The 19,884-nt window shown below is 65.6% G+C and carries 20 protein-coding genes and 2 tRNA genes; all 22 read right to left on the bottom strand.

The features are described from left to right. Window positions 1–41: 41 nt before the first annotated feature. Window positions 42–497, bottom strand: a complete 456-nt coding sequence (rimP, locus tag D105_RS0100425; RefSeq protein WP_018867801.1) for a ribosome maturation factor RimP — start codon at window positions 495–497, stop codon at window positions 42–44. Between the two features lie 213 nt (window positions 498–710). Then, window positions 711–787, bottom strand: a tRNA-Met gene (locus D105_RS0100420). 60 nt (window positions 788–847) lie between these two features. Then, entirely contained in the window at window positions 848–1,192 is a 345-nt protein-coding gene (locus D105_RS0100415) for a DUF2818 family protein (RefSeq protein ID WP_018867800.1), read from the bottom strand. Between the two features lie 3 nt (window positions 1,193–1,195). After that, entirely contained in the window at window positions 1,196–2,644 is a 1,449-nt protein-coding gene (nuoN, locus tag D105_RS0100410; RefSeq protein WP_018877166.1) for an NADH-quinone oxidoreductase subunit NuoN, read from the bottom strand. Window positions 2,645–2,657: 13 nt separating this feature from the next. Then, complete coding sequence (locus D105_RS0100405) at window positions 2,658–4,172, bottom strand: NADH-quinone oxidoreductase subunit M (protein WP_018867798.1); 1,515 nt, start codon at window positions 4,170–4,172, stop codon at window positions 2,658–2,660. Between the two features lie 52 nt (window positions 4,173–4,224). Further along, window positions 4,225–6,228 (bottom strand): NADH-quinone oxidoreductase subunit L, encoded by a 2,004-nt coding sequence (gene nuoL, locus D105_RS0100400; protein ID WP_018877165.1) that lies wholly within the window; start codon window positions 6,226–6,228, stop codon window positions 4,225–4,227. Window positions 6,229–6,234: 6 nt separating this feature from the next. Beyond that, window positions 6,235–6,540: an NADH-quinone oxidoreductase subunit NuoK gene (nuoK, locus tag D105_RS0100395; protein WP_018141813.1), complete on the bottom strand. Its 306-nt coding sequence runs from the start codon at window positions 6,538–6,540 to the stop codon at window positions 6,235–6,237. Between the two features lie 99 nt (window positions 6,541–6,639). Then, entirely contained in the window at window positions 6,640–7,296 is a 657-nt protein-coding gene (locus tag D105_RS0100390; protein ID WP_018877164.1) for an NADH-quinone oxidoreductase subunit J, read from the bottom strand. Between the two features lie 15 nt (window positions 7,297–7,311). Beyond that, a complete protein-coding gene (gene nuoI, locus D105_RS0100385) occupies window positions 7,312–7,800 on the bottom strand; it encodes an NADH-quinone oxidoreductase subunit NuoI (protein ID WP_018141815.1) in 489 nt (162 codons plus the stop codon). A gap of 10 nt (window positions 7,801–7,810) precedes the next feature. After that, window positions 7,811–8,875, bottom strand: coding sequence for an NADH-quinone oxidoreductase subunit NuoH (nuoH, locus tag D105_RS0100380; RefSeq protein ID WP_018867795.1), 1,065 nt, complete (start codon window positions 8,873–8,875; stop codon window positions 7,811–7,813). Between the two features lie 12 nt (window positions 8,876–8,887). Further along, complete coding sequence (gene nuoG, locus D105_RS0100375) at window positions 8,888–11,287, bottom strand: NADH-quinone oxidoreductase subunit NuoG (protein WP_018877163.1); 2,400 nt, start codon at window positions 11,285–11,287, stop codon at window positions 8,888–8,890. Between the two features lie 33 nt (window positions 11,288–11,320). After that, the gene (gene nuoF / locus D105_RS0100370; RefSeq protein WP_018877162.1) at window positions 11,321–12,601 is read right to left on the bottom strand and encodes an NADH-quinone oxidoreductase subunit NuoF; all 1,281 of its coding nucleotides are present in this window, start codon (window positions 12,599–12,601) and stop codon (window positions 11,321–11,323) included. Between the two features lies 1 nt (window position 12,602). Continuing rightward, on the bottom strand, window positions 12,603–13,133 hold the full coding sequence (gene nuoE, locus D105_RS0100365) for an NAD(P)H-dependent oxidoreductase subunit E (RefSeq protein WP_012982125.1): 531 nt from the start codon (window positions 13,131–13,133) through the stop codon (window positions 12,603–12,605). Continuing rightward, on the bottom strand, window positions 13,133–14,386 hold the full coding sequence (locus tag D105_RS0100360; protein WP_018877161.1) for an NADH-quinone oxidoreductase subunit D: 1,254 nt from the start codon (window positions 14,384–14,386) through the stop codon (window positions 13,133–13,135). Before D105_RS0100360 ends, nuoE begins: the two co-directional genes overlap by 1 nt. Next, a complete protein-coding gene (locus D105_RS0100355) occupies window positions 14,379–15,098 on the bottom strand; it encodes an NADH-quinone oxidoreductase subunit C (RefSeq protein ID WP_018867791.1) in 720 nt (239 codons plus the stop codon). The genes D105_RS0100360 and D105_RS0100355 overlap by 8 nt, the downstream gene beginning before the upstream one ends. A 17-nt stretch (window positions 15,099–15,115) precedes the next feature. Then, complete coding sequence (locus D105_RS0100350) at window positions 15,116–15,592, bottom strand: NADH-quinone oxidoreductase subunit B family protein (RefSeq protein ID WP_012982122.1); 477 nt, start codon at window positions 15,590–15,592, stop codon at window positions 15,116–15,118. Next, a complete protein-coding gene (locus tag D105_RS0100345; RefSeq protein ID WP_017941353.1) occupies window positions 15,583–15,939 on the bottom strand; it encodes an NADH-quinone oxidoreductase subunit A in 357 nt (118 codons plus the stop codon). Before D105_RS0100345 ends, D105_RS0100350 begins: the two co-directional genes overlap by 10 nt. 265 nt (window positions 15,940–16,204) lie before the next feature. Continuing rightward, a tRNA-Leu gene (locus tag D105_RS0100340) sits at window positions 16,205–16,289 on the bottom strand. Window positions 16,290–16,311: 22 nt separating this feature from the next. Beyond that, complete coding sequence (gene secG / locus D105_RS0100335) at window positions 16,312–16,692, bottom strand: preprotein translocase subunit SecG (RefSeq protein WP_018867790.1); 381 nt, start codon at window positions 16,690–16,692, stop codon at window positions 16,312–16,314. After that, window positions 16,689–17,456: a triose-phosphate isomerase gene (gene tpiA / locus D105_RS0100330; protein WP_018875888.1), complete on the bottom strand. Its 768-nt coding sequence runs from the start codon at window positions 17,454–17,456 to the stop codon at window positions 16,689–16,691. Before tpiA ends, secG begins: the two co-directional genes overlap by 4 nt. Window positions 17,457–17,635: 179 nt before the next feature. Beyond that, window positions 17,636–18,976: a phosphoglucosamine mutase gene (gene glmM / locus D105_RS0100325; RefSeq protein ID WP_018877160.1), complete on the bottom strand. Its 1,341-nt coding sequence runs from the start codon at window positions 18,974–18,976 to the stop codon at window positions 17,636–17,638. Next, window positions 18,976–19,869 (bottom strand): dihydropteroate synthase, encoded by an 894-nt coding sequence (folP, locus tag D105_RS0100320; protein ID WP_018867787.1) that lies wholly within the window; start codon window positions 19,867–19,869, stop codon window positions 18,976–18,978. Before folP ends, glmM begins: the two co-directional genes overlap by 1 nt. Window positions 19,870–19,884 lie beyond the last annotated feature (15 nt).

Raw genomic sequence — 19,884 nt, 5'->3', positions numbered from 1 at the left:
GATTCAACAAAAGCGTAGCAGCGTCCCACGCAGCAGCCGCGTTACAGCTGCTCCAGGACGCGCGCGTTGTGGATCGCGGCCAGCGGCAGCTCGTAGGCCATGCCGTCCACTTCCACCTCGATCATGGGTTCGTCCACCGACAGCAGCACGCCACGGAAATTGCGGCGATCGTGCTCCGGCCATGACAGGCGCACCTTCACCGGGTGTCCGATGTAGCGCCGGAACTGCTCGGGGGTAAACAGGGGGCGTTCAACGCCCGGGCTGGAAACTTCCAGGGTGTAGTTGCCCTTCAGGACCTGCTCGACTTCCAGTACCGCGCCCACCTGCTCGCTGACCCGCGCGCAGTCATCCACGGTGACGCCGTTCTCGCCGTCGATAAAGATCCGCACGACGGGCGGCTTGGAACCGGCGTGATACTCCAGCCCCCAAAGCTGCATTCCCTCCCCCTCGACCACCGGGGTGAGCAGCGTGTTCAGTTGTTCAGCCTTCTGCGACAAGGGCGTCTCGATCGACTCCGTCCCGATGGCGGGACCCGGAAACAAAAAAAGGGCGCCGAACGCCCCTCGTACACCTCTAACGATGGCTGCAGCGAAACGTCCGCTGCGAGGCGCGCGGGAGCGCGGCCTTAAGGACCCAACCCGGCCGCGAGCAGTTGCGGCCGGACCATCGATCCTTAACAAAAAGGCCCCATACGGGGCCTCTCTGACAATTGGTAGCGGGGGCAGGATTTGAACCTGCGACCTTCGGGTTATGAGCCCGACGAGCTGCCAGACTGCTCCACCCCGCATCCGAGACGCAGAACTATACCAAAGCGCCGCCCTGGCCCGCAAGAGCTGGCGGCGATTATTTACCGGGTGCGGCGCTCGCCGGTACGCAGATGCGGGCGCAGGTCGTAGCGCCAGATGTACCCCGGCAGCGCGAACATCGCGAACAGCGACAGGGTGATGACATAGAACTCCCAACCCTGCGAATGGATGCCGCCGGTTGCCTGGAACTCCAGCCCCTTGCCGATCAGCCCGGCGAGGATATAGAGCCCGAACCACTCGAAGATCCGGGTCCAGGGCCCCTTGGTCCCATTTTTCGGCAGCACCATCAACGCGATGCGTTCACTCAGCCACGGCAGGTTCGCGCTGATGAACGCGACTACCACAAACCCCCAGACGAGGGCCTCGAACGGAATCCACTGTGTCACGACTTACCCAATGATTGCGTAGTGGGTGAGAGACAGCAGAAGCCCCGGGAAAATTCCCAGCAGCAGTACCGCCAGCCCGTTGATGCTGAGCGCGGTGGCCAGGGCGCCGGACGGCTGCACCGGCTCCTCGGCGCCCTCCTGCGGGTCATCGAAGAACATCATCTTGACCACGCGGAGGTAGTAGAAGGCGCCGATGATGGAGAAGATCACCGCAACAATCGCCAGCCACACCAGGTCCGCGCCCACGGCCGCCTGGATCACCGCCAGCTTGGCGTAGAACCCGACGGTCGGCGGCACGCCGGCCATCGAGAACAGCAGCAGCAGCATGATGAAGGCGAACCAGGGGTTACGCTTGGCCAGGCCCTTGAAGTCGTCGATCTGGTCGGCTTCATACCCCTTGCGCGACAGGAACACGATCATGCCGAAGCCACCGGCCGCGGTGATCGCGTACACGATCACGTAGAACATCGCCGAGGCGTAGCCGCTGTCGGTCCCCGCCAGGATGCCCATGAACAGGAAACCGATATGGGCAATGGTCGAGTAGGCGAGCATGCGCTTGATACTGGTCTGCGCGATCGCGATCACGTTGCCCACCGCCAGCGACAGCACGGCCAGGATGATCAGCATCCCCTGCCAGTCCGCGTGCATCGGGCCCATGCCCTCCACCAGCAGGCGCATCAGGAAGGCGAACGCGGCGATCTTCGGCGCGGTGGCAATGAACAGCGTCACCGCCGTCGGGGCGCCGTCGTAGACATCCGGCACCCACATATGGAACGGCACCGCCCCCAGCTTGAAGGCGACGGCCACCACCAGGAACACCAGGCCGAACACCAGCGGGATGTTCAGGCTGTCGTCCGCGGCCACCAGCTCGGCGGCGATCACGGCGATATCCAGCGAGCCGGTCATGCCATAGATCATCGACATGCCGTACAGCAGCAGGCCGGAGGCCAGCGCGCCCAGCACGAAGTACTTCATCGCAGCCTCGGTCGCCCGGCTGTTTTCGCGCCAGAAGGCGACCAGCGCGTAGGACGACAGCGACAGCAGCTCCAGGCCCAGGTACAGGGTCAGCAGGTTGTGCCCGGAGATCATGATCATCATGCCGAGCACCGCAAACAGGCCCAGCACGTAGAACTCGCCCTTGTGGATACCGCGCTCCATCAGGTACGGACGGGCATACAGGAACACCAGGAAGCTGGTCACGTACACCGCGATCTTCAGGATGTCGGCCATTGGGTCCTTCACGAAGGTATCCGAGAAGGTCAGGACCGTCTCCGGCCCCATCAGCCACAGCGTCAGGCCGGCCGCCGCGACCAGCGTCGCCTGCACCAGGCCGTAGGTGACATCGCGCCGCGAATCCGGCAGGAACGCGTCGATCACCAGGATCAGGCACGCCATCCCGAGCACGAACATCTCGGGCACGGCGGGGAGGAAATTGGGGATCTCGAAATTCATGTCAGGCGTCCCTTCAGAGCTTCGACTGCGCGATATGCGCCACGAGGTGGTCGATGGTCGCGTTCATCACATCCAGCAGCGGCGCCGGCCACACACCCAGCAGCAGGGTGAAGAAGGCCAGCACGCCCATCAGGAAGAACTCGCGGCGGTTCATGTCGGACAGGCCGGCCACGTTGTCATTGGCCACCGCGCCGAAGATCACGCGCTTGACCAGCCACAGGGTGTAGCCCGCGGCCAGGATCAGCGTGGTCGCGGCGAGGAAGGCGATCCAGAAGTCCGCCTTGAACGCGGCCAGGATGACCATGAACTCGCCGACGAAGCCGGAGGTGCCCGGCAACCCGGTGTTGGCCATCGCGAACAGCACGAAGAACGCGGCGAACCACGGCATGGTGTTCACCACGCCACCGTAGTCGGCGATCTGCCGGCTGTGCAGGCGGTCGTACAGCACGCCAACCGCGAGGAACATCGCCGCCGAGATGAAGCCGTGCGAGATCATCTGCACCATGCCGCCGGCAATACCCAGCGAGGCCCCTTCCCAGTCACCGGTGTTGGAGTAGATGTAGAAGGCGAGGAAGAAGCCCAGGGTCACAAAACCCATGTGCGCGATCGACGAATAGGCGATCAGCTTCTTCATGTCGCTCTGGATCAGGGCGACCACCCCGATGTAGACGATCGCGATCAGCGACAGCACGATCATCAGCGTATCCAGCACCGCGCTGGCATCCGGGGTAATCGGCAGCGAGAAGCGCAGGAAGCCGTAGCCCCCGATCTTCAGCATGATCGCGGCCAGGATCACCGAGCCGCCGGTGGGCGCCTCCACGTGCGCATCCGGCAGCCAGGTATGTACCGGGAACATCGGGATCTTCACCGCGAACGCCATGAAGAAGGCGAGGAAGATCAGGATCTGCGCGGTCATGCCGATCTGCAGGGCATGGAAGTCCTGGATCAGGAAGCTGCCGGACTGGATGTACATCCAGATCAGCGCAACCAGCATGAACACCGAGCCGAGGAAGGTGTAGAGGAAGAACTTCAGCGTCGCATAGACGCGCCGCGGCCCGCCCCAGATCCCGATCACCAGGAACATCGGGATCAGCATCGCCTCGAAGAACACGTAGAACAGCACCGCGTCCATCGCCGCGAACATGCCGATCATCAGGCCTTCCATCACCAGCATCGCGGCCATGTAGTAGGCGATGCGGTCCTTCACCGATTCCCAGGCCGCCACCACGACCACCACGGTGATCAGCGTAGTCAGCAGGATCAGCGGCATGGAGATCCCGTCCACACCCAGGTGGTAGTTCACGTTGAACGCGGGAATCCACGAAGCCAGCTCCTGGAACTGCATCTCCGCGGTGCCACGCTCGAACGCGAACCACAGCGGCAGACTGGCCACAAAGGTCGCCACGGCCACCGCGAGCCCGAGCCGCCGCGCAACATGGGGCGCGTCGCGCCCGGCGGCAAGCACCAGGAAGCCGCCGAGAATCGGCAGCCAGATCAACAGACTCAAGATAGGCCAGTCAGCAAACATGGTCGTTCCTTGAAACAGCGATGGACTTCGAGCGCATGGGTGTCGAAGCCGCTCAGATCACGTAGGCGAACATCAGGACCAGCAGGCCGATGATCATCACGAACGCATAGTGGTAGAGGAAGCCGGACTGCATGTGGCGAATGCGCGCGGCGATCCAGCCGACCGAGCGCGCAGTCCCGTTGACCAGCAGCCCGTCGATGATCAGCGCATCACCGTAGCGCCACAGCGCACGGCCCAGTCGCACGGTCCCGCCGGCGAAGAACCAGTCATTGAAGCGGTCGAAGCCGTACTTGTCCTCGAGGATGCGCACACCCAGCTTCAGCCGTTCGGCAATCACGCCGGGCAGTTCGGGCCGCTTCATGTACAGGTACCAGGCCGTACCCAGGCCGGCCATGGCCAGCCAGAACGCGGGCAGCATCAGACCGTGCAGCACGAAGCCGAACACCCCGGTGTAGGTCTCGCCCTTGGTCGCCAGCACGTCCTGCTCGGGCAGCACGAACAGGCTGTCGGCGAAGAAGTCGCCGAACAGCATCGGGCCGATAAAGTAGCCGGCCACCACCGACGGGATCGCCAGCAGCACCAGCGGAACAGTCACCACCCACGGCGATTCCTTCGGCTGCAACGGTCCGTGGTCGTGGTGATGGTCGTCGTCGTGATCGTCACCATGATCGGGCATGTACTTGTGCGCCTGGTCATAGCGCTCTTCGCCATGGAACACCATGAAGAACATGCGGAAGGTGTACAACGCGGTCACGAACACCCCGGCCAGCACCAGCCAGTAGGCAAAGGTCGCCCCCGGGATCTGCGAGTACCCGACCGCCTCGATGATCGCGTCCTTGGAGAAGAACCCGGAGAAAAACGGGAACCCGATCAGCGCCAGCGAACCGATCAGCGCGGTCACGTAGGTGACCGGCATGTGCCGGCGCAGCCCGCCCATCGCACGCATGTCCTGCAGGTGGTGCATCGCGATGATCACCGAGCCCGCGGCCAGGAACAGCAGCGCCTTGAAGAAGGCGTGCGTCATCAGGTGGAACAACCCGGCGGCGTAGGCCGAGGCCCCCAGCGCCACGGTCATGTAGCCGAGCTGCGACAGCGTCGAATACGCGACCACGCGCTTGATGTCGTTCTGCACGAGCCCGATCAGGCCCATGAAGAACGCGGTGATCGCCCCGATGATCAGGATGAACGACAGCGCCGGGACGGAGAACTCGTACAGCGGCGACATGCGCGCCACCATGAAGATGCCCGCGGTGACCATGGTCGCCGCGTGGATCAGCGCGGAGATCGGCGTCGGGCCTTCCATGGAATCCGGCAGCCAGACGTGCAGCGGCACCTGGGCAGATTTCCCCATCGCACCGATGAACAGGAAGATCAGTGCCAGATCCAGCAGGCCGAAGGTCCAGCCCGGCCAGATGGTGATGGTCGCCTCGCTCATCGCCTGACCTTCGGCAAACACCTCGGTGTAGTTCAGGCTGCCGGTGTAGAACACCAGCGCGGCGATCCCGATCAGGAAGCCGAAGTCGCCGACGCGGTTGACGATGAACGCCTTCATGTTGGCGTAGATCGCGGTCGGGCGCTTGTACCAGAAGCCGATCAGCAGGTAGGAGACCAGACCCACAGCCTCCCAGCCGAAGAACAGCTGCATGAAGTTGTTCGCCATCACCAGCATCAGCATGGAGAAGGTGAACAGCGAGATGTAGGCGAAGAAGCGCTGGTAACCCGGATCGTCCTGCATGTAGCCGATGGTGTAGATGTGCACCATCAGCGACACGAAGGTGACCACCAGCATCATCATCGCGGTCAGGTTGTCGACCAGGAATCCGACCTCGAACTGGATGCCGTCGGAGACCATCCAGGTGTAGACGGTCTCGTTGTAGACCCCGGCATCCCCGAACACGTGGGCCCAGAACACCACCACGGACAGGATGAACGAGATCGCCACCCCCAGGATGGTGACGCTGTGCGCGCCGGTACGCCCGATCTGGCGGCCGAACAGCCCGGCGGCAATCGCGCCGAACAGCGGCGCCAGAACGATAAGCAGATAGATCGTATCCATGGCCCGTTATCCCTTCATTGCGTCCATGTCCTGGACGTTGATGGTTCCGCGGTTACGGAACAGCAACACCAGGATGGCGAGGCCGATGGCCGCCTCGGCCGCGGCGACGGTCAGGATGAAGAACACGAACACCTGGCCCGCGAGGTCCTGCAGGAAGAACGAGAAGGCGATGAAGTTGATGTTGACCGCGAGCATCATCAGCTCGATGCACATCAACAGCACGATCACGTTTTTCCGATTCAGGAAGATCCCGGCCACGCTGATGGAAAACAAAAGCGCGGCCAGCACCAGGTAGTGCTCTAGCGTAATCATGTTCTAGCCCTGAGTTCTTTCGGGGGCGGCTTCCGCCCCCGGTGTCCGGGTCCCGCCGCGCGCGGCCGGGATCCCCGATTGGGATTGCACTCGGTTTGCCTACTTGGATTCGTCCTCGCCGCCCGGCGCATCGGCCCCGGACCCCTGCCCACCCCGGCGCGGGGCCTTCTTCTTCTCCGACGCCATGGTGACCATGCGCACGCGACCCTCGCGCGAGACCGCCATCTGCTTGCCCGGATCGATGGACTTGTTGTCCGGACGCTTGCGCATGGTCAGCGAGATCGCGGCGATGATCGCGACCAGCAGGATCACCGCGGCAATCTCGAACGGATACACGTATTCGGTGTACAGGATCGCGCCCAGGGCCTCGGTATTGGCGTACTCGGGCCCGGCGCGTTCCGGGACGTCCATGGTGATGTAGCGGGTAATCACCAGCACCAGCACGGTGGCCATGGCCAGCGCGACCACGATGCCCACCGGCAGGTACTCGGTGAAGCCCTCGCGCAGCTTGGCCAGGTTGATGTCCAGCATCATCACCACGAACAGGAACAGCACCATCACCGCGCCGACGTACACCAGCACCAGCACGATACCGAGGAACTCGGCCTCCGCCAGCAACCACAGGGCGGCGGCCGCCACGAAACACAGCACCAGGAACAGCGCGGCATGTACCGGGTTGCGCACACTGATCATGGCCAGCGCGCCGCCCAGCAGGATCGCGCCGAACAGATAGAAAAGGACGAGCTCGAAGGTCATGAGGCGTTCCCTGCGTTACCGGTAGGGGGCATCGACCGCGCGCGCCTGCGCGATCTCTTTTTCGAAGCGATCACCAATGGCCAGGAGCTTGTCCTTGGTCATGATCTGCTCGCCCCGGTTCTCGAAGTGGTACTCGAAGATGTGCGTCTCGACGATGGAATCCACCGGGCAGGCCTCCTCGCAGAAGCCGCAGAAGATGCACTTGAACAGGTCGATGTCATAGCGCGTGGTGCGGCGCGTGCCGTCGGCGCGCTCCTCGGAATCGATGGTGATCGCCAGCGCCGGGCAGACCGCCTCGCACAGCTTGCAGGCGATGCAGCGCTCTTCCCCATTGGGGTAGCGGCGCAGGGCATGCAGGCCCCGGAAACGCGGCGACATCGGAGTCTTCTCGTCCGGGTACTGCACGGTGAACTTGCGACTCAGCAGGTACCGCCCGGTCAGGCGCAGCCCCAGCAGCAGCTCGAAGAACAGGAAACTCTTGAAGAAACGGCGCACGGCTTTCATCTCGAACTCCTCACGCGAACCACGGGCCGACGTTGAAGGCGACCAGCACGCCCTCGACGAACAACCAGACGATGGTCACCGGGATCAGGACCTTCCAGCCCAGGCGCATGATCTGGTCATAGCGATAGCGCGGGAAGGTGGCGCGGAACCACAGGAAGGCGAACAGGAAGATCGCGGTCTTGAACAGGAACCAGTGGATCCCGTGATCCAGCAACGAACCGATCACCGGCAGATCGAAGGCGGCCGCCGGCAGGATCCCCTGGAACGGCGACAGCCAGCCGCCGAGGAACAGGATCGCGGTCAGCGCCGAGATCAGGATCATGTTGGCATATTCCGCGAGGAAGAACACCGCGAACGCCATGCCCGAGTATTCCACATGGAAACCCGCGACGATCTCGGACTCGCCTTCCGCGACGTCGAACGGGGCGCGGTTGGTCTCCGCGATCCCGGAGATGAAATACACGAAGAACATCGGCAGCAGCGGGAGCAGGAACCAGTGGTACATGCTCCCCGACTGCGCCTCGATAATCCCGCCCACGTTCAGGGTGCCGGCGGCCATCAGCACCCCGACCAGGGCAAAGCCCATCGCGATCTCGTAGGACACCAGCTGCGCGGCCGAACGCAGCGAACCCAGCAGCGCGTATTTCGAGTTCGAGGCCCAGCCGGCGATGATGATGCCGTACACACCCAGCGAGGTCAGCGCCAGCAGGTACAGGAGTCCGGCATTCACATCCGCCAGCGCCCCGCCCTCGAAGAACGGCACCACCGCCCAGGCGGCCAGGGCCGGGGCGATCGTCAGTACCGGCGCGCTCAGGAACAGAAAGCGGTTGGCGTTGGTCGGGAGGATGACCTCCTTGGTCAGCAGCTTCAGCGCATCCGCGATCGGCTGCAGCCAGCCCCGCGGGCCGACCCGGTTCGGGCCCACCCGCACGTGGGCGTAGCCAATCACCTTGCGCTCGGCAAAGGTGGTGTAGGCCACGGCCAGCATCAGCGGGATCACGATCAGCTGAATGCCGATCAGGATCTGCATCACGGTCGGCAGGCTGTAGAAGAGGTTCATCATCCAGTCGAACATGTCTTAAGTCCCTCAGGCCCGCGCCAGCGCGACCGTGGTGTTCGGCAGGCCGAGGGCCCCCATCGCCGCGGAGCCCGCGAAGGTCACGGCCAGGCCCGGCGGTACCGAATCGTCCAGCAGCAGGGTCAGTTCCGTCTCGGCCTTGCCCTGACGCAGCCGCACGCGACTGCCGTGGGCATGCCCGCCGGCGGAGTCGGGGTGCACCAGCACGCTCTCCGCCAGTTGCCCCTCGGGGCTGGTCTGCAACGGCTCGGCGCGGCGCAGCAGCGGATCGCCGCTGTAGAGAGCGGCCGCCTGCACGCGCAGAAGGCCCTCGCCGCTGCCGGCCTCGGGCAGGTCCACATGCACCTTGTTCAGGTTGACGCCCGTGTCGAAGCTGGCATCGGCCAGCTGCCCCTTCAGCTCGTCCCGCACCGCAGGCGAGTCGAGATAATCGAAGCCGGCCTGCTCCAGCAGGTTGCCCAGCACACGCCACACCTTCCACCCGGGGCGCGCGTCATCCGGCGTGCGCGCGGCGGCGCGGAAGCTCTGCCAGCGACCCTCGGCGTTCACGAAGGTTCCGGAGTGCTCGAAGCTGGTGGCGATCGGCAGCAGAACATCGGCGACCGCCTCGAGGTCCTCGTTCGCGAAACTGGTGAGCGCGACGACCAGCCCAGCCTGTTGCAGGGCCGCGCGGAAGGCGACCGGGTCGGCGCCGTCACGCCCCGGCTCGAGCCCGGCGATCACGAAGGCGTCGCGGCCCTGTTCCAGCATCGCGGCGGCATCGGCGCCGGCAGTCTCCAGCTCGCGGCCGGCCGGACCGCGATGCGGCAGTACACCCGCGAGCCACGCGCCCCCGGCATTGGCGCCCTGCGGGAGGTAGCCCAGGCTCGCCCCGGTATGCTTGGCGATCCAGCCGGCCAGGGCCCGCAACGTGGAGAAGGCCGGCCCCTGCATCGCGGCAGCCCCGAGCAGGACGTGACCCTGCTTCGCGTCCAGCAGGGCCCGCGCGGCGCGTTCGAAGGCCTCGCGCGTGGCGGGGTCGTCGGTCTCGGCCGCCTTGACGACCTTTTCCAGCTTCTTCGGCAGCGCCTTGCCGGCCGCGGCGATCTGTCCGGCGACCCCGGCCAACGCCAGCACCTGGTCGTGCGCGTCACCGACCAGCTGGGCCTGCACCGGATAGGTCAGATCCAGCAGCATGTCGTTGATCAGGCTGACCCGGGCACCACGCGAGGCGGCCTTGCGCAGGCGGTGCGCAATCAGCGGCTGCTCGCGACGCGGGTTGCTGCCGACCAGCAGGACGCCATCGGCGTTTTCCAGATCGCCGATCGCGGCACCCAGATAGGGGAACAGCGGCGCTGCGGCCTCGTCGCGGAAATCGCGCTGGTTCACGCGGTGATCGATATCGGTCACACCCATGCCGCGCAGCACCTTCTGCGCGAGATAGTGCTCCTCCAGCGAGAGCGAAGGCGACAACAGGGCGCCGATGCGCTCCGGAGCGACCTCTTTGAGGCCCTCGACCGCATAGCTCAGCGCGGTCTCCCAGGAGACCTCCTGCCACTGGCCATCGACCTTGATGCGCGGACGGGTCAGGCGATCCTCGGCGTACAGGCCCGTGTAGCTGAAACGGTCGCGGTCGGAGATCCAGGTCTCGTTGACGGCCTCGTTCTCGCGCGGGACCACGCGCATCGCGCGGCCGTCATCGGTATGCAGGAACAAGTTGGAGCCCACGGCATCGTGCGGGGCAATTGTGGCGGCCTGGGCATATTCCCAGGCACGCGCGCCATAGCGCGACGGCTTGGCGGTCAGCGCGCCCACCGGGCACAGGTCGATCACGTTGCCCGACAGCTCGTGGGCGACGGTCTTCTCGACATAGGTGCCGATGCGCATGTGCTCGCCGCGCCCGGTCGCCCCCAGCTCGCGCACCCCGGCGATCTCCTCGCCGAAGCGCACACAGCGGGTGCAGTGGATACAGCGGGTCATCTCGGTCTCGATCAGCGGACCGATGTCCTTGTCCTTCACCACGCGCTTGGCCTCGGTGTAGGTGGACACGCTCTCGCCGTAGCCCATGGCCACGTCCTGTAGCTCGCACTCGCCGCCCTGATCGCAGATCGGGCAATCCAGCGGGTGGTTGATCAGCAGGAACTCCATGGTCCCCTTCTGCGCGCGCAGCGCCAGCGGGGACTGGGTGTACACCTTCATCCCGTCCATCACGGGCGTCGCACAGGCCGGCAGCGGCTTCGGCGCCTTCTCCACCTCCACCAGGCACATGCGGCAGTTGGCCGCCACCGACAGCTTCTTGTGATAGCAGAAGCGCGGGATGCGGATATCGGCATCATCGGCGACGTCGATGAGCATGGCGCCCTTGGGCGCCTCCACCGTACGGCCGTCAATCTCGATGCTGACCAGATCCTGTTTCTGATCCTGACTCATGCTCGATTCCTGATGCGATGGCGCGGTAGAGCGTCAGGCGGCGTCTGCCACCGGGCTCCGGCCGTGCTGGATGTAGTATTCGAATTCGTGGCGGAAGTGCTTGACGAAGCTGCGCACTGGCATGGCCGCGGCGTCACCCAGGGCGCAGATGGTGTGCCCCTCGATCTTGCTCGCCACGTCGTCCAGGCGTTCCAGGTCCTCGGGACGGCCCTGGCCTTCCACGATGCGGGTCAGCATGCGGTAGAGCCAGCCGGTCCCCTCGCGGCAGGGCGTGCACTGGCCGCAGGACTCGGAGAAGTAGAAACGCGAGATGCGCTGCAGGGCCTTGACCATGTCGGCGGTCTCGTCCATCACGATCACCGCGCCGGAACCCAGCATGGAGCCGGCATGGGCGATGGAGTCGAAGTCCATGTTGGCCTGCAGCATCACGTCGCCCGGGACCACCGGCACCGAGGAGCCGCCCGGGATCACCGCCTTCAGCTTGCGGCCGTTCAGCACCCCGCCGGCCATCTCGAGGAGATCCTTGAACGGCGTGCCCAGCGGGATCTCGTAGTTGCCCGGCTTGTTCACATGCCCGGAGACGGAGAACAGCTTCTCGCCACCCGACTTGGGCACGCCGAGATCCGCGAACCACTGGCCACCATTCCGAATGATGGACGGGATGGACGCCAGCGACTCGGTGTTGTTGATCGTGGTCGGCTTGCCGTACAGACCGAAGTTGGCCGGGAACGGCGGCTTGAAGCGCGGCTGGCCCTTCTTGCCCTCCAGCGACTCCAGCAACGCCGTCTCCTCGCCGCAGATGTAGGCCCCGGCACCCAGCGACGGGTAGAGATCGAAATCGACCCCGGAACCGAAGATGTCCTTGCCGAGATAACCGGCGTCGTAGGCCTCTTTCAGCGCCGCGGTGAAGCGCGTGTTCACCTCGTCCATGAACTCGCCGCGCATGTAGTTGTAGCCCACGGTCGCGCCAATCGCGTAGCCGGCGATCGCCATGCCCTCGATCAGGGCATGCGGGTTGTACATCAGGATCTCGCGGTCCTTGCAGGTGCCCGGCTCGGATTCGTCCGAATTGCAGACGATGTACTTCTGGCCCGGGGTGTTGCGCGGCATGAAGGACCATTTGAGCCCGGTCGGGAAGCCCGCGCCGCCGCGGCCGCGCAGGTTGGAGGTTTTGACCTCCTCGATCACGTCCTCGGGGGCCATCTTGCCCTTGTAGACCTTCTCCAGGGCCTGGTAGCCGCCAACGCTCTTGTAGGTCTCGAGCGAGGCCGGATCGTCCAGGTAGCGGGTCGCAAAGCAGATCTGGTTGGCCATGCTACTTCTCCAGACCGTCGAGGATCTCGTCCACCTTCTCGGGGGTGAGATTCTCGTAGTAGACGTGATCCACCTGCATCATCGGGGCGCCACAGCAGGCCGCCAGGCACTCCTCTTCCATCTTCAGGTAGAACTTGCCGTCCGGCGTGCTCTCGCCGAGCTTGATGCCGAGACGGTTCTCCAGGTGCTCGATGATCTGTTCCGAGCCGCGCAGCATGCAGGAGATGTTGTTGCACACCATGATCGTGTGCTTGCCGACCGGCTCCAGCTCGTACATCGAGTAGAACGAGCCCACCTCGTAGACCGCGATCGCCGGCAGGCCGAGGTACTCGGCGACGGCGTCCATTTTGGCGGTGGAGAGATAGCCATCCTCGTGCTGCACCGCGCGCAGGGCGCCCAGCACCGCAGAGCGCTTCTGGTCTTCGGGATAGCGCGCCAGCCAGGCGTCGATCTCTTCGCGCTCGTGGTCGCTGAGCTCCACCTTCTTGCCGGCGGGCTTGTGGAAGGCGACGGTTTTCTGTTCGGCAGCCATCAGCGGTCGATCTCCCCGAATACGATGTCCTGGGTCCCGATAATGGCGACCACATCGGCCAGCATGTGGCCGCGCGCCATCTCGTCCAGCGCGGACAGGTGCACAAAGCCCGGCGGGCGAACCTTCAGGCGATAGGGCTTGTTGGAACCATCGGAGACCAGATACACCCCGAACTCGCCCTTCGGATGCTCCACCGCGGCGTAGGCCTCGCCTTCCGGCAGGCACATGCCCTCGGTGAACAGCTTGAAGTGGTGGATCAGGGCCTCCATGTCGGCCTTCATCTCCTCGCGCTTCGGCGGGGTGATCTTGTGATCCTCCAGCAGCACCGGGCCCGGGTTCTGGCGCAGCCAGTCCACGCACTGACGGATGATGCGGTTGGACTGGCGCATCTCCTCGATGCGCACCAGATAGCGGTCGTAGCAGTCGCCGTTGACGCCCACCGGGATATCGAAATCGAGGCAGTCATAGACCTCGTAGGGCTGCTTCTTGCGCAGGTCCCACTCGATGCCGGAGCCGCGCAGCATTGGACCGGTAAAGCCCAGCTGCTTGGCACGGTCGGGATCGACCACGCCGATGCCCACGGTGCGCTGCTTCCAGATCCGGTTGTCGGTCAGCAGGGTCTCGTATTCGTCCACGCAGCCGGGGAAGCGCTCGGTGAAGGCCTCGATGAAGTCCAGCAGCGAGCCCTGGCGGATTTTATTCAGGTCATCCACCACTTCCTGGGATTTCCAGGAGGACGGCTGATACTTGGGCATCGTGCCCGGCAGGTCGCGCGCGACGCCGCCCGGACGGTAATAGGTCGCGTGCATGCGCGCACCCGAGACCGCCTCGTAGCAGTCCATCAGGTCCTCGCGCTCGCGGAAGGCATACAGGAACACCGCCATCGCGCCGATATCCAGCGCATGCGCACCCAGCCACATCAGGTGATTCAGGATGCGGGTGATCTCGTCGAACATTACCCGGATGTACTGCGCCCGCAGCGGGGCCTCGATGCCCAGCAGCTTCTCCATCGCCAGCACGTAGCCGTGCTCGTTGGCCATCATCGACACGTAGTCGAGACGGTCCATATAGCCGATGGACTGGTTGTAGGGCTTGCTCTCGGCGAGCTTCTCGGTGCCGCGATGGAGCAGACCGATATGCGGGTCGGCGCGCTGCACGACCTCGCCGTCCATCTCCAGCACCAGACGCAGCACGCCGTGGGCGGACGGATGCTGCGGCCCGAAGTTCAGGGTGAAGTTGCGAATCTCAGGCATTCTCGGCTCCTTCGCCCGGCTTCTCGCCCTCGCTGTAGCGATGGTCGTCGCGGATCACCTTGGGCACCAGCACGCGGGGCTCGATGGTCACTGGCTGGTACACCACGCGCGCCTGTTCGGCGTCGTAACGCATCTCGACGTGGCCGATCAGCGGGAAGTCCTTGCGGAACGGGTGGCCGACAAAGCCGTAGTCGGTGAGGATGCGGCGCAGGTCCGGGTGCCCGGAGAACAGGATGCCGAACAGATCGAAGGCCTCGCGCTCGAACCAGTTGGCCGAGGCCCAGACCTCCACCAGCGACTCGATCTCGGGAAATTCCTCATCGTCCAGCCAGGCCCGCATGCGGACGCGGCGGTTGTGCGCCACCGACAGGAGGTGGGCCACCACGGTGAAGCGCGGCCCGTCCCAGTTGGAATCTTCCGGCGCGTCATCGAAGGTGAAGCGCCCCGAGGTCGCAGCCTCGACTCCCCGGGAGAAGCCCGTATTGGTGGCGGAATCGGTACCCCACTCGTCCTGGCCGTATTCGAGGTAATCCACCCCGCACAGGTCGATCAGGATCTCGAAACCCAGCGCATCACGGAGCTTCTCGCCCGCCTCGCGCCAGGACCCGGGCGTGATATCGACGGTGATCTCGTCGTTCGCCTCGTGCAGGCTTTCCAGGGCATCGCCCAGTTCCGCCCGCAGGGCGTCGATCCAGTTGTCTTGTTCAGCCATCGGAAACCCCGGGTGCGTCAGCGCGCGATGGTGTTCGTGCGCCGGATCTTGTTCTGCAGCTGGATGATGCCGTAGAGCAGCGCCTCGGCCGTCGGCGGGCAGCCCGGCACGTAGACATCCACCGGCACGATGCGGTCGCAGCCGCGCACGACGGCGTAGGAGTAGTGGTAGTACCCGCCCCCGTTGGCACAGGAGCCCATGGAGATCACCCAGCGTGGCTCGGGCATCTGGTCGTAGACCTTGCGCAGGGCCGGGGCCATCTTGTTGACCAGGGTGCCGGCGACGATCATCACGTCCGACTGGCGCGGACTGGGCCGGAAGATAATCCCGAAGCGGTCGAGGTCATAGCGCGCCGCACCGGCGTGCATCATCTCCACCGCGCAGCACGCCAGGCCGAAGGTCATCGGCCACAGGGAGCCGGTACGGGCCCAGTTGATGAGCTTGTCCGCCGAGGTCGTGACGAAGCCCTTTTCAAGAACGCCTTCTATTCCCATTCCAGCGCCCCCTTCTTCCACTCGTAAATGAAACCGACCACCAGAATGACGAGAAACAGCGCCATCGCAAGAAGCCCGAACAGGCCAATGGTGTCTAGCGACACTGCCCACGGGAACAGGAAGGCGATCTCCAGATCGAAGATGATGAACAGGATCGCCACCAGGTAGAAGCGCACATCAAACTTGAGCCGCGAGTCCTCGAAGGCCTCGAAGCCGCACTCGTAGGGCGAGTTCTTGGCGGCGTCCGGCTTGCGCGGACCCACCGCCATACCGACGATCAGCGGTACGATCCCGATCACGATGCCCACTGCGATGAACAGCAGGATGGGTAGATAACCTTCCAGCATTTCTCTCTCCCGTACGCCGCCTCTGGCGGGCAGGTTCGCGAGGCGTCGCGTGGATCGGGCGCGCCGGCGAGCCGTTCAGCGTTGCTGGTTGAAAGCGCGGGTACGGACCGCCCTCGTGGAGACGAGACAGGACCGCACACCGGGCACGGAGTCTAGGTGATGCCCAAAAACGGTGTCAAGTATTCGTAATTTTATAAGACGCTGATTTTATTGTTATTTGGCCCGGGCACTCAGGAACAGAGAGCAACCCGGGCCATCCAGAATTTGGTGCAGATGGTGGGACTCGAACCCACACGGCTTGCGCCACTACCCCCTCAAGATAGCGTGTCTACCAATTCCACCACATCTGCCGTTTGGTACAGGTACCCGGGATCAGTCGGGCACGTCGGCCGGCCGGCCGGATTGCGGGGTATCGCCCGCGGGCTCCTGCCCCGGGACCACCTCGCGCGGAAGATCCGGCGGACCGTCACCTTCCTCTTCCATGGCCTCCATCTGGTCCAGCAGGCTCTCGGCCTCCGGGCTGGAGGCGGCCAGATAGGCCAGTGTCAGGCTATTCAGGAAGAACACCACCGCCAGAAACGCGGTCGAACGGCTCAGAAAGTTGGCCGAACCGGCCGCCCCGAACACCGTTGCCGAAGCCCCGCTGCCGAAGGCGGCGCCAGCATCGGCCCCTTTGCCGTGCTGCATCAGGATCAGCGCGATCAGGCCGATCGAGACCGCGACCTGGACAACCAGGAGCAGGCCGTAAATCATGCTGCGACTCGCTCGCCCGCGGCACGGACGATGGCGGTGAACCCGTCGGCATCCAGCGAGGCGCCGCCGATGAGACCGCCGTCGATATCCTCCAGCGCCAGCAGCCCGGATGCATTGTCGGCCTTCATGCTGCCGCCGTAGAGAATGCGCAGCTCCGCGGCGATGCGCGGGTCGCGGCCGGCGACGCGATTACGGATGAAGGCATGCACCTCCTGGGCCTGTTCCGGCGTGGCGGTCAGCCCGGTGCCGATTGCCCAGACCGGCTCGTAGGCCACCACGGCACTGGCGAAGGCCTCGACCCCGGCCGCGTCCAGCACCGCATCCAGCTGCTCGGCCACGACGCTCTCGGTACGGCCACCCTCGCGGTCGTCCTTCTGCTCGCCGACACACAGGATCGGAATCAGGCCGGCCGCCTGGGCCGCAACGAATTTCGCGGCCACCCAGGCACTGTCCTCGTTCTGCCGCTCACGGCGCTCGGAGTGCCCGACGATCACGTAACGGCAGCCGACCTCGGCCAGCATGGCGCCGGCCAGTTCGCCGGTGTAGGCGCCCTTCTCCTGGTCCGAGCAATCCTGGGCACCCACCGCAATGGGGCCGCCCGAGAGGTCGTCGGCGATTTCGGCGAGGTAGACCGCGGGCGGACACACCGCCACGTCCACGCCCCGGATATCGCCCAGGCTGCCCTTCAGGGCGCTCAGGAGCGCGCGGTTCGCGTCCCGCGAACCGTTCATCTTCCAGTTTCCGGCGACCAGCGGCGTGCGCATGCGGATCTTCCTCCTGCGGTCGGACGCACCCCATGGATAGACGGGGTCCGATCATGATGATTAGAGCGGCGGGATGTTACCGGCGCACCGGGAGCAAATCAACCAAGCCGGCACGCGCCACGCCGGCGGCGCCCGGCGCGGGGTGACGCAGGGAGAGCCGCCCGCGGGCGCCGAGGGCGTCAGATCGCCGCGCGGATACTGTCGGCGATGCGCTCAGCGGCCGAGCGGGTCTCGTTCGCGTCCTCGCCCTCGACCATCACCCGCACCAGCGGTTCGGTACCCGAGGGACGCAGCAGCACTCGGCCGCGCTGGCCCAGCTGCCCCTCGACCGCGGCAACCTCCGCGCGTACCGGCTCGGCCTCCAGGCAGCCCGAAGCGGCACCGCTGACGGGCACATTGATCAGGCACTGCGGGAGCTTGGGGATCGCCGCGGCCAGCGCCGACAGCGGCTGGCCGGTGCGATGCATCAGGTGGGCAACCTGCAGCGCCGCGACCGTGCCATCACCGGTCGTGGTGTGCTCGAGGCAGACGATGTGGCCCGACCCCTCGCCACCCAGGGTCCAGTCGCGACGCCGGAGCTCCTCCAGCACGTAGCGATCCCCGACCTTCGCGCGCACGAACGGGATGCCGGCGCCATTCAGGGCCTGCTCCAGGCCGAGGTTGGTCATCAGCGTCCCGACCACCCCACCATCGAAGCCCCCGCTCTGCTGCCGCGCCAGCGCCAGGATGCCGAGGATCTGATCGCCGTCCACGACCGTGCCATCGGCATCGGCCAGGATCACGCGGTCACCATCGCCGTCCAGGGCAATCCCGAGGTCCGCCCCGCTGGCGCGCACCTGCGCCGCCACCTTCTCGGGGTACAGGGCGCCCACGCCCTCGTTGATGTTGTAGCCGTCAGGACTCGCGCCAAGGATCTCGACACGGGCGCCCAGCTCCTCGAATACATGCGGGGAGACGTTGTAGGTGGCCCCATGGGCGCAGTCGATCACCACCTTCATGCCGCGCAACTCGGAGCGCGCCGGGATGGCGCTCTTGCAGAACTCCACATAGCGGCCGGCCGCATCGCTGATGCGCACGGCCTTGCCCAGTCGCGCCGCGTCGATCGGCTGCGCCGGCTGATCCAGGCGCGCCTCGATCGCGGCCTCGGTCGCATCCGGCAGCTTGTCGCCCTCGGGCGTGAAGAACTTGAACCCGTTGTCGTGGAACGGGTTGTGCGAGGCACTGATCACGATGCCCGCGGTCGCACGGAAGGTATGGGTCAGGTAGGCGATCGCGGGCGTGGGCATCGGCCCCAGCAGCGCGACATCCAGCCCGGCGGCCGACAGCCCGGCCTCCAGCGCCGACTCGAACATGTAGCCGGACACCCGCGTGTCCTTGCCCACCAGCACCGGGCCCTGGCGCTGGCCGTTCTCGCCCAGCACCTCGCCCACGGCATACCCCAACCGCAGCGCAAACTCCGGCGTCATGGGCCACTCGCCGGTGCGCCCGCGAATCCCGTCCGTCCCGAAATACTTGCCCATCAGTTCCCTCGATTGTCCTGCTCTTCGCCGCCATCCGGCCGCAACTCCGAGTATAGCGCCAGCGCGTCGCGGGTCGCCGAGACGTTGTGCACACGCAGGACACGCGCCCCGGCCTGCGCCGCCAGCATCGCCGCCACGGCACTCCCCGGGTCCCGCTCGGCGACCGGGCGATCCCCCAGCAACTGGCCGATCATCGATTTGCGCGAAACGCCGACCAGCAACGGCAGGCCGGCCCCGGCCAGATGCGGCAGGCCACGAAACAGGGCGACGTTGTGCGCCAGGGTCTTGCCAAAGCCGAACCCCGGGTCCAGCAGGATCTGGCCTCGCGGCACGCCGGCGGCCCGCAATTCGCGCACCCGCTGGTCCAGAAAGGCCGCGATCTCGGTCACCACGTCGTCATAATGCGGCGCACGCTGCATCGACTGCGGCTCGCCCTGCATATGCATCGCGCAAAGCGCCACGCCATCCTCGCGCGCCGCCTCGACCGCCGCCTCCAGGGCCCCCTCGGCTCGGAAGCCGTTGACGTCGTTGAGCAACCCGGCGCCGGCCGCGACCGCCTCGCGCATCAACGCCGGCTTCATCGTATCCACGGACAGCGGCACACCGATTTCCGCGTGCAGCGCCTCGATCACCGGCAGCACCCGGCGGCGCTCCTCCTCCAGTGGTACCGGCTCCGCGCCGGGACGCGTGGACTCACCCCCCACATCGAGGAGATCCGCCCCCTCCGCGACCATGGCGCGGGCGCGCGCCAGGGCCTCTTCGACCCGGGCATATTGCCCGCCATCGGAGAACGAGTCCGGGGTCACATTGAGGATACCCATGATGCGTGGCCGCCCCAGGTCCAGGCGGCGCGCTCCGCATTGCAGCACGGGTGCATCGGTCGGCACGATCATTCTCCTTTGCTACCA

The organism is Thioalkalivibrio sp. ALE28, assembly GCF_000377425.1.
Lineage (GTDB): Bacteria > Pseudomonadota > Gammaproteobacteria > Ectothiorhodospirales > Ectothiorhodospiraceae > Thioalkalivibrio.
Note: the sequence above shows the minus strand (reverse complement) of the source record. Positions and strands in the feature narration are given on the sequence as shown.

Bases quoted from the DNA above. Each gene is read 5' to 3' on its own strand.
- D105_RS0100390 (WP_018877164.1), bottom strand. From the start codon at position 7,296: ATGACCTTCGAGCTCGTCCTTTTCTATCTGTTCGGCGCGATCCTGCTG.
- nuoF (WP_018877162.1), bottom strand. From the start codon at position 12,601: ATGGCCAACCAGATCTGCTTTGCGACCCGCTACCTGGACGATCCGGCC.
- secG (WP_018867790.1), bottom strand. From the start codon at position 16,692: ATGATTTACGGCCTGCTCCTGGTTGTCCAGGTCGCGGTCTCGATCGGC.
- nuoK (WP_018141813.1), bottom strand. From the start codon at position 6,540: ATGATTACGCTAGAGCACTACCTGGTGCTGGCCGCGCTTTTGTTTTCC.
- nuoI (WP_018141815.1), bottom strand. From the start codon at position 7,800: ATGAAAGCCGTGCGCCGTTTCTTCAAGAGTTTCCTGTTCTTCGAGCTG.
- nuoN (WP_018877166.1), bottom strand. From the start codon at position 2,644: ATGAATTTCGAGATCCCCAATTTCCTCCCCGCCGTGCCCGAGATGTTC.
- D105_RS0100355 (WP_018867791.1), bottom strand. From the start codon at position 15,098: ATGGCTGAACAAGACAACTGGATCGACGCCCTGCGGGCGGAACTGGGC.
- D105_RS0100360 (WP_018877161.1), bottom strand. From the start codon at position 14,386: ATGCCTGAGATTCGCAACTTCACCCTGAACTTCGGGCCGCAGCATCCG.
- nuoH (WP_018867795.1), bottom strand. From the start codon at position 8,875: ATGTTCGACTGGATGATGAACCTCTTCTACAGCCTGCCGACCGTGATG.
- glmM (WP_018877160.1), bottom strand. From the start codon at position 18,976: ATGGGCAAGTATTTCGGGACGGACGGGATTCGCGGGCGCACCGGCGAG.
- D105_RS0100405 (WP_018867798.1), bottom strand. From the start codon at position 4,172: ATGTTTGCTGACTGGCCTATCTTGAGTCTGTTGATCTGGCTGCCGATT.
- folP (WP_018867787.1), bottom strand. From the start codon at position 19,869: ATGATCGTGCCGACCGATGCACCCGTGCTGCAATGCGGAGCGCGCCGC.
- nuoG (WP_018877163.1), bottom strand. From the start codon at position 11,287: ATGAGTCAGGATCAGAAACAGGATCTGGTCAGCATCGAGATTGACGGC.
- D105_RS0100350 (WP_012982122.1), bottom strand. From the start codon at position 15,592: ATGGGAATAGAAGGCGTTCTTGAAAAGGGCTTCGTCACGACCTCGGCG.
- D105_RS0100345 (WP_017941353.1), bottom strand. From the start codon at position 15,939: ATGCTGGAAGGTTATCTACCCATCCTGCTGTTCATCGCAGTGGGCATC.
- nuoL (WP_018877165.1), bottom strand. From the start codon at position 6,228: ATGGATACGATCTATCTGCTTATCGTTCTGGCGCCGCTGTTCGGCGCG.
- tpiA (WP_018875888.1), bottom strand. From the start codon at position 17,456: ATGCGCACGCCGCTGGTCGCCGGAAACTGGAAGATGAACGGTTCGCGG.
- nuoE (WP_012982125.1), bottom strand. From the start codon at position 13,133: ATGGCTGCCGAACAGAAAACCGTCGCCTTCCACAAGCCCGCCGGCAAG.